The sequence below is a fragment of the Nocardioides turkmenicus genome, assembly GCF_011045035.1.
Taxonomy (GTDB): Bacteria; Actinomycetota; Actinomycetes; order Propionibacteriales; family Nocardioidaceae; genus Nocardioides; species Nocardioides turkmenicus.
On sequence record NZ_JAALAA010000003.1, the window covers coordinates 312,014 to 324,336 of the forward strand.

A 12,323-nucleotide genomic window follows, 5' to 3' on the forward strand; every position below is an offset into this window, starting at 1 on the left:
GACCACCGGCGGGCGGGAGCCGCCACGACTCGTCTGCCTCGACTGTGCCTCAGGTCTGCCTCAGCGTCGGCGGGATGCCCCCAGGGCGAGCCGGAGATCCTGCTTCAGTGTGGTGTACGCCTCCTTGGGCTGCCGGTTCACGTCCCAGAGCAGCGCGTAGCCCTGTCCTTCGAACCAGCCCGGTACCCAGGAGTGGGCGTCATCGATGCCCCAGACCGTGAACGAGGTGCAGGCGCTCACGGCGAGACAGGCCTGGAGCATCTGCGAGAACTCGTAGGGATGGGCGAAGAGCGCCAGGTCGTCCGTGGGGACCTGGGTCTCGGCGGAGTCGACGAAGGTGCGTACGTCGGCCTCGGTGACCGCGACCTTCAGCCCCAGGTCGGCGTAGCGCTGCAGGTCGGCACGGAACCGCTGCCCGGAGAAGCCGTACTGGGTGTCGAGGTGGCCCTGGTTGCCGATCCCGTGGATCGGCACGCCCTGCGCGAGGAGCTCCTTGACCCAGTTGTAGACCGCGGTCGACTTGGCGCTGTTCCCGTCCTCACCGGCGATGTTGTAGTCGTTGTAGAACAGCTGGGCCTTGGGGTCGGCAGCGTGGGCCCAGCGGAAGGCGTCGGCGACGATCCCGGTGCCGAGGTGCTTGACCCAGAAGTTGTCGCCGTTCATGCCGTTGGGGAGCGGGTTGGGGCTCCAGGAGTCGGCGAAGAACTCGTTGGCGACGTCCCACTGGTAGACCTTGCCGCGGAAGTGCGTGACCTCGTCGGTGATGTGCTTCTCGAGGATCCCGCGGAGCTCGTCCTTGCTGATGGTGCCGTTGTTCACGCCCTCGGTGAGCCAGGCCGGGTTCTGGTTGTGCCAGAGCAGGGTATGACCGCGCACCTTCTGCCCGTGTGCCCGCGCGAAGTCGATGACCTCGTCCGCTCCGGACCAGTCGTAGGTGCCGCGGGTGGGCTCGACGGTCTCCCACTTCATCTCGTTCTCCGGGGTGAGGCTGGAGAACTCGTCGGCGGCGATGCCGGCGAGCTCGTCGTCGGCCAGCACCTCGGGGTTGACCGCGACACCGACCCGCAGGCCGATCTGGGAGGCGTAGGAGCGGAGCGAGTCGGACGGGGGCTGGAAGCCGCGGGACTCGGCGTGAGCCGTGGACGATGCGGTGACGACTGCGATGGTCGACGCCGCGGTGATGACCGCGGCGAGCTGACGAACTTTCACGATGCCTCCAAGGCGCTGGTGTGATCGGCATCACAGATTGACCCGAGGGCGCCATGCTTGTCAATCGTTGTCGATAACGTTTTCCGAAGACGGGCGCAGCGGCACGTTCCGGGCTACCATCCGATCCATGCGCACCGAGACCCCTGCCCTCGACGCTCCCGGATCGACGTGGGCTCGCAGCTATGACTACACCGCTCGAGAGCTCGTGCGGCCACGCTCCGTCGATGACGTACGCGACCTCGTGCTGCGCGAGCCACGGCTGCGCGCGCTCGGGTCCCGGCACTCCTTCACCGACCTCGCGGACACCCCCGGGGTGCTGGTGTCGCTCGACCGCCTGGACGCGTCGCCGAGCCTGTCCGGGGACGTCGTCCGGGTGCCTGGCGGGATGCGCTACGGCGAGCTCGCCGCCTGGCTCGAGGAGCGCGGGCGGGCCCTGCCCAACCTCGCCTCGCTCCCCCACATCTCGGTGGCCGGCGCGGTCGCGACCGGGACGCACGGCTCCGGCGTCGCGAACGGTTCGTTGGCCACCTCCGTGACGGCTCTCGAGATCGTCGACGGCCGGGGCGAGCTGGTGCGCCTGGAGTCCGGCTCACCCGACTTCGCCGGGGCCGTGGTCGGCATCGGCGCCCTCGGGATCGTGACCCACCTCGAGCTGCTGACCTCGCCGACCTACCAGGTCTCGCAGACGGTCCACGAGGGCCTCACCTACGACGACCTGCGAGAACACCTCACCGAGATCCTCGGCGCGGCCTACTCGGTGTCGATCTTCACGCGCTGGGGCGACGAGCCCGACGGCTCGTTCGGCCGCGTCTGGGTGAAGTCACGCTCGACGACCCCGGAGATCCCGGGGACGGTGCTCGCGACCGAGCCCCGCCACGTGATCCCCGGCCTCGACGCCGCGCCGTGCACCGAGCAGCTGGGCGTGCCGGGACCGTGGCACGAGCGCCTGCCCCACTTCCGGCTCGACTTCCAGCCGAGCGTCGGCGCGGAGCTGCAGAGCGAATACCTGGTGCCGCTCGATCGCGCCCAGGAGGCGGTGGACGCCGTCCGGTCGCTCGCCGACCGGGTCCGGCCGCTGCTGCAGGTCGGCGAGATCCGGGCGGTCGCCGCCGACGACCTGTGGCTCTCCCCCGCCTACGGCACCGACGTACTGGCGCTCCACTTCACCTGGCTGGCCGATCCTGCGGGCGTGGCCGACCTCCTGCCCGACCTCGAGCAACGGCTCCCGGCCGGCACCCGGCCGCACTGGGGCAAGCTGTTCGCCACCGCGGACCCCGGCGCCGGCTTCCCGCGCTGGGACGACTTCAGGGCTCTCGCACGCCGCTTCGACCCGGACCGGAGGTTCTGGAACGCCTGGCTGGACCGGGTGCTCGGCTGAGCCGTCAGTCCTCGATGAACTGGCGGTGGTTGCGGATCACCTCGGCGATGATCACGTTGAGGATCTTCTCGGCGAACTCGGGGTCGAGGCCGGCGTCGTCGGAGAGCCGGCGCAGCCGCTCGATCTGGACCGCCTCGCGGTTGGGGTCGGCAGGCGGGAACCCCGCGCGTGCCTTGAGCCGGCCGACCTGCTCGGTGCACTTGAAGCGCTCGGCGAGAAGGTGGACGAGGGCCGCGTCGAGGTTGTCGATGCTGCCGCGAAGGCGCAGGAGCTCGTCGTGGGCGGCGCTGTCGGGTTCGGTCACACGGCTATCCAACCTGATGTAAAGCCAGGAGCGGTGACGAGTCTTACTCGCCGGACTCCTTCTCGGCGTGCTCGGCCAAGGCCTTGTCGATGTCGAGGTCGACGACGGCGTCGATGACCTGCTTCAGCGCGGGCGCGGGCAGCGCGCCAGGCTGCGAGAAGACGAGGTTGCCCTTCTTGAAGGCCATCAGCGTCGGGATCGAGGTGATGTTGGCGGCGCCGGCGAGCGCCTGCTCGGCCTCGGTGTCGACCTTGCCGAAGACGATCTCGGGGTGCTCCTCGGAGGCGGCATCGTAGATGGGGCTGAACTGGCGGCAAGGGCCGCACCAGGACGCCCAGAAGTCGACGAGGACGATCTCGTTGTCGGTGACGGTGCTCTCGAAGTTCTCTGCGCCGAGCTCGACGGTGGGCATGGGGCTCTCACTTCCGGTCTGGAGTCGCGTGCGCGCCGGATCGGCGGGCACGTACGTCCCAACGTACGTGCCCTATCGGTGATTCCCGAGGCCCCCGGTGTCGGGTCAGGTCAGGGAAGGCGCTTGGTCTTCGGCCCGATGTGCCGCTCGATGCGGCTGCGCGGCTGGCCGGTCAGCTTGGCGACGATCGGCACCCGGAACACGTAGCCGCCGACGGCCGCCGCGACGAGGAGGAGAATGATCCAGAACATGTGATCAAGCGTACGCCGCAGCACCCAGGCCCCACCTCAGGATTCTCCCTGAGATGAGGCCTGGATCGGGTCCCGGAACCGGGTCAGGCGGCGCGGCGACCCCGGCGGCCCGACTCGCGCTTGCGGAGCGCGTCGGTGAGGAGCGAGACCAGGGCCTCGAGCTGCACGTCGGCGGAGTCGGTGACCTCCTCGTCGGAGCCGTCCAGGGCGCGAGCGGCGAGCCCGGCCTTGGAGTCGATCAGCTCGGCGATCCGGGTGTCGATCGTCTGGCTGGCGATGATGCGCCAGGCCGTGACCGGCTCGGTCTGGCCGATGCGGTGGACCCGGTCGATCGCCTGGGTCTGCTCGGCGTCGGTCCAGGAGAGCTCGGCCAGGACCAGGTTGGAGGCCGCCTGGAGGTTGACGCCGACGCCGGCCGCGGTCAGCGAGCAGACGATGATCTCGACCGCGGGGTCGTTCATGAACTCGTCGATGGCCTTCTCGCGCGCCTTCGAGGTCTGGTCGCCGCGGATCGTGGAGTAGCGGATGCCGCGCTCCTCGAAGAGCTTCTGGGCGGTGTCCATGACCTCGATGTGCTTGGCGAAGAAGACGACCTTGCCGACGTTGCGCGCCAGCTGGGCGGCGTAGTCGGCGGCCAGGGTCGCCTTCGCCTTGCCGATGCGGCGCATCATGCCGAAGACGTTCTCGCCGGTGGAGGCGTCCTGGTCCTCACGCTCCCAGGTGGCGACGCGGCGGATCAGCTCGAGGTCGAGCTCGCCCGGGGCCGGCTTGGCACCGGTCACGCGGGTCTCGATCGCGGTGTCGTAGCGCTGCATCATCCGCTTGGCCAGCTCGGCCTCGGCGGCCCGGATCGAACGGCCCTCGGCGTCGTCGAGCTCGACCGGGAGGTCGGCCACGCGCCGCGCCGGGATGTCGCTGGCGACGTCGATCTTGCGACGGCGCACGATGCCCTGGTTGACCACGACGCGGCGGGCGGCGCCGTAGAAGCTGTTGTCCTGCGGGGTCAGCCCGGTCTCCTCGAGCCCCTCGAGCAGGCCGTTGAGCGGCTTGACGTCGTCGATCCAGCCGAGGAACTGCCAGATCGCCCGGAAGTCCTCGATGTCGTTGATCAGCGGGGTGCCGGTCAGCGCCATCAGCAGCGGGTTGGCCGTACGCTGCCGGATCTTCTCCGAGAGGGCGAGCACGTGCTGGGAGCGCTGCGAGGACTTGTTCTTGATGAAGTGGGCCTCGTCGACGACCATGCCCTTGAAGCCGAACTCGCCGAGCCAGCCGACGTGACGGTCGAGGATCTCGTAGTTGACCACGATGATGTCGGCGAAGCCGTCGATGTCCTCGCCGTTGCCGTGCACGACGGTCGCCTTCTTGGACGGCGTCCAGAGGCTGACCTCGCGCGCCCAGTTGGCCTTGACCACGTTGGGCACGACCACGAGCAGCGGGTAGGCGTCGGCCGCCTCGGCCGCGAGCAGGGCCTGCGCGGTCTTGCCGAGACCGGGCTCGTCGGCCAGCAGGTAGGTGCGGTGGCCCTGGGCCGCCGAGGCGACCATCTGGGCCTGGTGGTGCATGAGCTCGCGGGTGCCGGGCGCGTCGACGTGGCCGGGGCCGTAGGCGGGCGGGTCGGGCAGCGGCATGCAGGAAGGGCCGGAGTCGGCGTACTCGAAGCTGCGGAAGAGCGGTCCGAGGAGCTCCCAGCCGGACAGGCGGCGGGCGTGCACCGGCGGGCGCGCGTTGGTGAAGTCGGGCACCAGGAACGGGTTGGAGAGCTGGCGCTGGATGACGCTCGTCGGGACGACGCGCTTGTCGGGGACGACGACGGCCGGGGCCTCGTCCTCGTCCTCCTCCTCGTCCTCGGGCACGTCGACGCCACCACGGGCCATCAGCTCGTGCTTGAGGTCGAGGGCGGCCTCGGAGATCTCGGCGTCCTCGGCGAGGAGCTCGAACAGGCGCGAGTCCATGGTCGCGGTCTTGGCGAGGATCGTCGCGATCCCGTCCAGGCGCTTGAGCTGCTCGGCGCGGCGGCCCTCGTTGAGGGTCTCGTCCTCGAGCACGCGATGGCGCTCGTCCCGGGCGAGGAGCGCGACGACCTGGAACTTGGTGCGCACGTCGGGCATCGCCGAGCGGCGCTGCACGGCCGACTCGACCTCGCGGACGACCTGAGCGAGCACCGGGATGATGCCCTCGTTGTCCTTGTGGACGCCCTTGCGGCGACCGTTCTGCCCGGACTTGCCGGCGTTTCCGTTGCTACGCGAACGGCCGGACCGGTTGTTGCGCCGGGTAGCGGCTCCCTGAGCCAACTGAATCCTCCTTGGGGCCACGCACGGGTGAGTGGCATGTCCAAATGCCGACCCTCATCGGCCGGTCGCCCTCCCAGGGCTCACGCAGGTCGATGGCTGACGACTGACGACCGCGTCCAAACAGCGGATACGCGCGATCGGCGCCTCATCGACCGGGCCAGTGACTCGTTCGGTCCCCACGACGAACGTCCACGAGCCGGGCGCTTGCAGCGAGTGTAACCCCACCCACACCGGTTAGTGGAAGTCTCGTCCGGTGTTTTCTGTCAATCGATCAAAGGCTGGTGTCAGGCCGACTGCGGACGCGCCCGGTAGAACTCGCGTGCCCGCCGTCCGAGACGCTTGGTGGCGGTGTCCGAGAGGACCACGCCGAGCGGGATGTTGAGCACCGGGATGCCGCGCAGGACGACACGCCGAGCCACCCGGGCGCCGACGAGCTGCGCCATCGACCGGGTGGCCTGGATGGTCTTCCGCGCTGCCCACTGGGAGGCGGCGCGGACACCGAAGCGGCTGCCCGCGGCACCCGCCGCGCTGCCGCCACCGTCGAACAGCAGATCCACGCCGGCGAGCCTGAGGAACTCGTCGATCCGGGCCGGATCCTCCAGATCGTGCCCGTACGCAGCCGCGATGTGCATCACCAGGCGCTGCTCGATCCACGCCAGCGCGACCAGGTCGCCGAGGATCGCCGTTCCGGCCGCCGCGACGACCGCCGCCGGACCGCCGACGAGGGCCGGGATCTCGGCGGCCGCGATCATCGCGCCGCCGCCGGCACCCTGCGCGCGGGCCAACCAGCGGTGCTTCCTGATCAGCTCGTCGACGTACGCCTCGGGGTCGAAGCCGGGCTCCGCTCGGTCCGCGGCCACCTTCTGGGCGATCTCCGGACCCTGGGTGGCGACCAGGTGCCCGACCAGCACCTGCGGCGCCGCGGGACCTGCCTTGATCAGCTCCTTGATCGGGAACTTCGGCTTCGTGAGCATGTCCCGAACCTAGCCGACGCCGGGCCGGATCAGCGGAAGCGACTCAGTCGATCAGGTACTGGTGCGCCCAGGCCGCGATGATCCGGGCGGCACGCTGGGCCTGTCCCTTCTTCGTGAGGAGGTGGTCGGAGCCCTCCAGCGCGACGAAGGAGCGCGGGTGACGGGCGGTGTTGAAGATGTCGGAGGCGTTCTCGATGCCGACGGTGGTGTCGGTGGGGCTGTGCATGACCAGGAGCGGCTTCTTGAGCTGCATGATCTTGTGGCGCAGGTCGGCGCGGCGTACGTCATGGACGAAGGCCTTGCGCAGGGTCAGCGACTTGCCGCCGGCCATCCACGGCGACTCGCCGTCCTCCATCACCCGAGAGAGCACGGCGTCGTAGTTGTGCTCGACGTGCGCCGGCTGGAACGGGGCGCCCACGGTGGCGACCGCGTCGACCCCGACCGAGTCGTTGGCCGCAGCGAGGACCGCGGCACCACCGAAGGAGTGACCGACGAGCAGCTCGGCGGGAGTGCCGCGCTCGGCCATGAACCGGGTGGCCTCGACGGTGTCGGCGACCTTGTGGGTGAAGGAGCCGTCGCCCCAGTCGCCCTCGGAGTCGCCGAGCCCGAGGTTGTCGAAGCGCAGCATGCCGATGCCCTCGGCGGCCAGCTGCTTGCAGATCCGCGCGGCGGCCGGCGAGTCCTTTCCGAGGGTGAAGCCGTGGCTGAACACACCCCAGCCACGCACCTCACCCTCGGGCAGGTCGATGAGACCGGCCAGCATGGGTCCGGACGTACTCTTGAAGGTCACCTTCTCAGCCACGTCCGGGATTCTCTCAGAATCTTGGACGGCTGATCGGGGCCGCTCAGCGCTCGACGTAGAAGAGACGCTTGTTGAGGAACTCGTCGATCCCGAGCGGCCCGAGCTCGCGGCCGAAGCCGGAGCGCTTGGTGCCGCCGAAGGGGACGTCGGCACCCTCGCCGGCCGGGGTGTTGACGTTGGCCATGCCGACCTCGAGCTGCTGGGCGACGGCGATCGCGCGGGCCTCGTCGGTGGAGAAGACGGCGCCACCGAGGCCGTACTCGACCGCGTTGGCCAGCTCGACGGCCTCCTCATCGGTGCTCACCTTGTAGACCACCGCGACCGGGCCGAAGAGCTCCTCGGCGTAGGCGCGCATCTCCGGGGTGACGCCGGTGAGGACGGCGGGCGAGAAGAATGCGTCGGGACCGTCGGAGATCTCGCCGCCGGCGTGGAGCGTGGCGCCCTTGTCGACGGCGTCCTGGATCTGCTCGCGCAGCGCCTCCGCAGCCTTGCGGGCGACCAGCGGGGAGTAGACGGTGTCGTCGCCGTCCTCGCCCTCGAGCGGGGTCATCGCGGCGGCACGCTTGGTGAGGGCCGCGACGAAGTCGTCGTAGACGCCCTCGTTCACGATCATCCGCTTGTTGCCGTTGCAGACCTGGCCGACGTTCTCCATCCGGGTCGCCCAGGCGGTCTCGGCAGCCTCGTCGATGTCGTCGGAGTCGAGGATGATGTAGGGGTCGGAGCCACCCAGCTCGAGGACGACCTTCTTCAGGTTGCGGCCGGCGGCCTCGGCGACCGCCGTGCCGGCGCGCTCGGAGCCGGTGAGGGAGACCGCGCGCACCCGCGGGTCGCCGATCATCGTGGCGATCTGCTCGTGGGTGGCGTAGAGGTTCTGGTAGACGCCCTCGGGCAGACCGGCGTCCTCGAAGATCTTGGCGATCGCGGCCGAGGAGCGCGGGCAGTTCTCGGCGTGCTTGAGGATGACGGTGTTGCCGGCGACCAGGTTGGGGGCGGCGAACCGGGCGACCTGGTAGTAGGGGTAGTTCCACGGCATCACGCCGAGCACCGGGCCGAGCGGCAGGCGCTGGATGACCGCCTTGCCCTCGTGGCCGGGCAGGTCGGTGTCCTTGAGGAGCTCGGGGCCGTGGTCGGCGTAGTAGGCGGTGATCTCGCCGGAGAACTCCGCCTCGCCCGCACCCGAGGAGGTCTTCTTCCCCATCTCGGTGCGGATGATCGAGCCGAGCTCCGCGGCCCGCTCGGTGAAGAGGTCGGCGGCGCGCTTCACGATCGCGGCACGCTCCTCGATCGGGGTCGAGCGCCAGGCCGCGTACGCCTTCATCGACCGCGCCAGCGCCTCCTCGACCTCGGCGTCGGTGGCGAACGGGAAGGTCTCGATCACTTCACCCGTGGCGGGGTCGGTCACCTGGTACGGAGGCGTGTTGCTCATCGTCGTCCTCTTCGATCGGGGCTGCTTTCGGTGTGATGGTACGTGGTTTTGAGCCACTTGTAACGACGGAACCGTTACTATTTTCCAGTTTTCACAACTGAATCCGAAGTTAGGACACGTTCTAGAATGTGCGCATGGATCTCGCATTCTTCCGGCGCACCGATGACGGCTTCGAGCCCACGCCGATGGCTCGCAGCATGTGGGCCGACGACCACATGCACGGAGTGGCCGCCAGCGGCCTGATCGCCCGCGGCCTCGAGGACCAGATCGAGGTCCTCGGACGTGCCTCCGAGCTGGTGCCGGCGCGCTACCACGTGGACCTGTTCCGGCCGCCGCGGATGGTGCTGACGAGGATCCGGACGAGCGTCGTACGCAACGGCCCCCGCATCGCGCTGCTCGACGCCGAGATGGTCCAGTCGCCTGGGGACGGCTCGGAGGTGGTCGTGGCGCGGGCGACCTGCACCTACCTGCTCGCCGGCGAGAACCCTGCCGGCGAGGTCTGGTCGGCGACCGAGCGCGCCACTCCCCCGCCGCTCTCGGTCGCCCCGCCCACCTCGGAGCCCCACGTACCCTTCTTCGTCTCCGAGAACCCCTGGTCCGACGACTTCGGCAAGCACCAGAACGCCGGCCGCCACATCACCTGGCAGGTCGCGGTGCCGACCGTCGCCGGCGAGCCGATGACCCCGTTCCAGACCGTCGCCTCCATCGCCGACGCGACCTCGATGGTCACCAACTGGGGCAGCAACGGCGTCGAGTGGATCAACACCGACATCTCCCTCGCCCTCGCCCGCCGCCCCGCCGGGATGGAGGTCGGCCTCGCCACCATCGACCACGTCGCCCACGAGGGCATCTCCGTCGGCACCGCCGAGGTCTTCGACCGCGAGGGCACCATCGGCACCGCCACCGTCACCGCCCTCGCCAACGCCAAGCGCACCGTCGACTTCACCGCTCCTGTCGAGGGTGGGCCCGCGACCCCGGTCTAGCCCCGCCGAGAGGTCGGCCCGGTCGGCCGAGCCGTCACTCGCGTCGGTCGAAACGTCACGAGGGTGACGTCTCGACCGACGTACCTGACGCCTCGGCCGACGCTTGTGACGCCTCGGCGAGGGCGAGATTCTGGGCGACGAGCTCGGCCATGAGGGCTCGCTGGCGGACCGGGGTGAGGCCGAAGCCGGTGGGGGTCAGGTCGGGGGTGGCCAGGGACTCGTCGATGCCGTGCAGGCGGGCGGTGGCGTGGTTGACGTCAGCGATGGCTTGGCGGAGGTCGGTGGTCGCGGGGTCGTGGGTGCCGGGGTCGCCGACGAGGTTGAGTACGCCGGTGATGCCGAGGCGGCGCTCGTCGCCGACGCGGTCCAGGGCCGCCAGGAGCGCTTCCCCGACCGGGCGGAGCGGTCCGAGATCCGCAGGGAACGGGTAGGTGGCCCGCAGGCGCGAGGGGTTGTAGCGGTAGGCGGTGTTGAGCATGGTGCCGCCGGCGCGCATCGCCCAGACGCGGTGCAGGTCGGAGGCCAGGAACGCGTACGCAGCCGCATCCTGCGTCGGATAGACCACCAGTCCGTTGGAGAAGACATGGTCGGCTCCGACGAGCACCGGCCACAGGTGCTTGCTGTGCTTGCTGAACGCGATGACGTGCGTGAGCCCGGCGGCGTCGCGGTAGAGCTCGTCGACCGGGCTGAGGAAGCCCCACCAACGCTCCTTGAGCTGGGGGTACTTCACGAACTGGCGGCGGCGCTCGGCGCGTACCTTCGACCGCACCAGGCGCGCGAGCGCACGGTCCTCGGCGAGCTCCTCGAGCCCGAGCTTGCCGACGTCGACCACGAACCGCGAGGCGGTCGAGCCGCACGGGGTGACCAGGTCCTCGCCGCTCAGGTAGGGGCGCACGGTGTGGCCGAGCGGCCCGCGGCAGAGCGCCTCGGCGTCGGACGGGGTCAGCACGAGCGAGCTCCCCAGCACGATCGTGCCCTGGTAGCCGTGCGGCAGCGGGACGTCGAGATCCAGCCGCGCCGGCTCCGGGAGCGCGAAGCCGTCCTCGAGCGTCCCGGTGATGGCAGGGACGGTGCGGCCGTCGAGCCAGGCGCTGTCGAGCGGCCGGATGGTGAGCCAGATCTTCGCGAACCGCACCCCTGCCGTCGGCCACGGCGCCGACCGCTCCGCCCGGGCGACCTGCCAGCCGCGCTCCAGGAGCGTGCTGATCCCGAACCGCGCGGTGTCACCCTCGCTGATCGAGTCGGTCGTGATCAGCCCGATCTCGCCGCGGCTGAGCGCGGCGGCCCGGAGCAGGAAGTAGATGACGTAGTCGGCCCGTCGCGTGGTGCCGGCCGCCAGGGTGTGGGCGAGGTAGTCGCGGAGCTGCTGGCCGATCGCGTCCCGCACCCGCTTCACGCCGAGATAGGGCGGGTTGCCGACCACCGCGTCGAAGCCGCCCCGCGCCATCACCTCGGGCGCGACCAGTGCCCAGTGGATCGGGCGCACGGCGGGAACAGGGAGGCGCCGGGCCCGGCCCAGCGCTGCGTACGCCTCCTCGAGCCGCTTCCCCGGCCGACCGCCCAGCGGGAGCGCGACCGCGACCATCGCATCGGCGTAGGCCTTGGGGTCGCCGAGGCGGTCGGGCAGGTCGGCGGTGTCGACGAGCCCGACCAGCGAGTTTCCGCACAGGATCCGGTCGTCGAGGAAGGTCAGCGGCAGCGAGGAGTCCTCGCAGAGCAGCCACAACGACAGCTTCGCGATGTCGACGGCGACCGGATCGATGTCGGCGCCGTAGAGGCACCGGCTGACGACCTCGGCCAGCGGCATCCGGCACGACGCGGCCAGGTAGCGGGCGGAGGCGAGCAGGAAGACACCGGTGCCGGCGGCGATGTCGACCACGGTCGCGTCGGGGCCGGCGATCGGGGCGAGGGCATGCGCCACCACCTCGTCGGCGAGCTCGGGCGGGGTGTAGTGGGCGCCGTTGTCGCGTCGCGAGGAGTCCTCCAGCAGCGCCTCGTAGACGTAGCCGATCTCCTCCAGGACGAGATCGTCCGCTCGCATCCCGTCCGGGAACAGATAGTTCGACAGCAGACGATCCGACAGTGGACGGTCGCCCACGGCCAGCAATCCGGCGGCATCCAGCGCCGCGTCGGTGAGCACCACCCCGCGCGCCTCCGCGAACGCCACCACGACCCGGCGCGTCACCACCGCCACCGCCGAGGGGCCACCGCCCAGCTCGGCGACCGCCGACCGCGCACGATGACGCAGTTGCCGGGCCGTGATCACAGGATGAACCTTAGAACGCCCGCAGGT

General features: G+C 70.3%; 11 protein-coding genes. 2 read left to right on the forward strand and 9 right to left on the reverse strand.

Translation table 11 applies throughout. From position 1 onward, the window contains the following. Positions 1 to 60: 60 nt before the first annotated feature. The gene (locus G5C66_RS05330) at positions 61 to 1,209 is read right to left on the reverse strand and encodes an endo-1,4-beta-xylanase (RefSeq protein ID WP_165109912.1); all 1,149 of its coding nucleotides are present in this window, start codon (positions 1,207 to 1,209) and stop codon (positions 61 to 63) included. A 127-nt stretch (positions 1,210 to 1,336) separates the two neighbouring features. Here G5C66_RS05330 and G5C66_RS05335 point away from each other — a divergent pair, with 127 nt between their 5' ends. After that, positions 1,337 to 2,587 carry an FAD-binding protein gene (locus G5C66_RS05335; RefSeq protein ID WP_165109913.1) on the forward strand — a complete coding sequence of 417 codons (1,251 nt, stop codon included), beginning with the start codon at positions 1,337 to 1,339 and terminating at the stop codon, positions 2,585 to 2,587. A gap of 4 nt (positions 2,588 to 2,591) precedes the next feature. Here the strand turns inward: G5C66_RS05335 and G5C66_RS05340 are convergent, their stop codons facing one another. The 7 genes from G5C66_RS05340 to G5C66_RS05370 all read right to left on the reverse strand — a co-directional run bounded on the left by G5C66_RS05340 (position 2,592) and on the right by G5C66_RS05370 (position 9,047). After that, on the reverse strand, positions 2,592 to 2,891 hold the full coding sequence (locus tag G5C66_RS05340; RefSeq protein WP_165109914.1) for a chorismate mutase: 300 nt from the start codon (positions 2,889 to 2,891) through the stop codon (positions 2,592 to 2,594). A gap of 43 nt (positions 2,892 to 2,934) precedes the next feature. Then, positions 2,935 to 3,303, reverse strand: coding sequence for a thioredoxin (gene trxA / locus G5C66_RS05345; protein WP_165109915.1), 369 nt, complete (start codon positions 3,301 to 3,303; stop codon positions 2,935 to 2,937). A gap of 110 nt (positions 3,304 to 3,413) precedes the next feature. Further along, the gene (locus G5C66_RS05350; protein ID WP_165109916.1) at positions 3,414 to 3,554 is read right to left on the reverse strand and encodes a hypothetical protein; all 141 of its coding nucleotides are present in this window, start codon (positions 3,552 to 3,554) and stop codon (positions 3,414 to 3,416) included. An 83-nt stretch (positions 3,555 to 3,637) separates the two neighbouring features. Then, the gene (locus tag G5C66_RS05355; RefSeq protein WP_165109917.1) at positions 3,638 to 5,845 is read right to left on the reverse strand and encodes a DEAD/DEAH box helicase; all 2,208 of its coding nucleotides are present in this window, start codon (positions 5,843 to 5,845) and stop codon (positions 3,638 to 3,640) included. A 284-nt stretch (positions 5,846 to 6,129) separates the two neighbouring features. Continuing rightward, a complete protein-coding gene (locus G5C66_RS05360) occupies positions 6,130 to 6,819 on the reverse strand; it encodes an EcsC family protein (protein WP_165109918.1) in 690 nt (229 codons plus the stop codon). A gap of 43 nt (positions 6,820 to 6,862) precedes the next feature. Then, positions 6,863 to 7,621, reverse strand: a complete 759-nt coding sequence (locus G5C66_RS05365) for an alpha/beta fold hydrolase (protein WP_165109919.1) — start codon at positions 7,619 to 7,621, stop codon at positions 6,863 to 6,865. A gap of 43 nt (positions 7,622 to 7,664) precedes the next feature. Then, complete coding sequence (locus tag G5C66_RS05370) at positions 7,665 to 9,047, reverse strand: NAD-dependent succinate-semialdehyde dehydrogenase (RefSeq protein WP_165109920.1); 1,383 nt, start codon at positions 9,045 to 9,047, stop codon at positions 7,665 to 7,667. Between the two features lie 134 nt (positions 9,048 to 9,181). Between G5C66_RS05370 and G5C66_RS05375 the strand changes: the two genes are divergently transcribed. Next, complete coding sequence (locus G5C66_RS05375) at positions 9,182 to 10,030, forward strand: acyl-CoA thioesterase domain-containing protein (protein ID WP_165109921.1); 849 nt, start codon at positions 9,182 to 9,184, stop codon at positions 10,028 to 10,030. A 55-nt stretch (positions 10,031 to 10,085) separates the two neighbouring features. Here G5C66_RS05375 and G5C66_RS05380 read toward each other — a convergent pair whose 3' ends face one another. Next, entirely contained in the window at positions 10,086 to 12,296 is a 2,211-nt protein-coding gene (locus G5C66_RS05380; protein ID WP_165109922.1) for an Eco57I restriction-modification methylase domain-containing protein, read from the reverse strand. Positions 12,297 to 12,323: the final 27 nt, after the last annotated feature.

What these genes read in the sequence shown, in the direction of transcription:
- G5C66_RS05335 (WP_165109913.1), top strand. Translation starts at nt 1,337, where the DNA reads ATGCGCACCGAGACCCCTGCCCTCGACGCTCCCGGATCGACGTGGGCT.
- trxA (WP_165109915.1), bottom strand. Translation starts at nt 3,303, where the DNA reads ATGCCCACCGTCGAGCTCGGCGCAGAGAACTTCGAGAGCACCGTCACC.
- G5C66_RS05350 (WP_165109916.1), bottom strand. Translation starts at nt 3,554, where the DNA reads ATGTTCTGGATCATTCTCCTCCTCGTCGCGGCGGCCGTCGGCGGCTAC.
- G5C66_RS05360 (WP_165109918.1), bottom strand. Translation starts at nt 6,819, where the DNA reads ATGCTCACGAAGCCGAAGTTCCCGATCAAGGAGCTGATCAAGGCAGGT.
- G5C66_RS05370 (WP_165109920.1), bottom strand. Translation starts at nt 9,047, where the DNA reads ATGAGCAACACGCCTCCGTACCAGGTGACCGACCCCGCCACGGGTGAA.
- G5C66_RS05375 (WP_165109921.1), top strand. Translation starts at nt 9,182, where the DNA reads ATGGATCTCGCATTCTTCCGGCGCACCGATGACGGCTTCGAGCCCACG.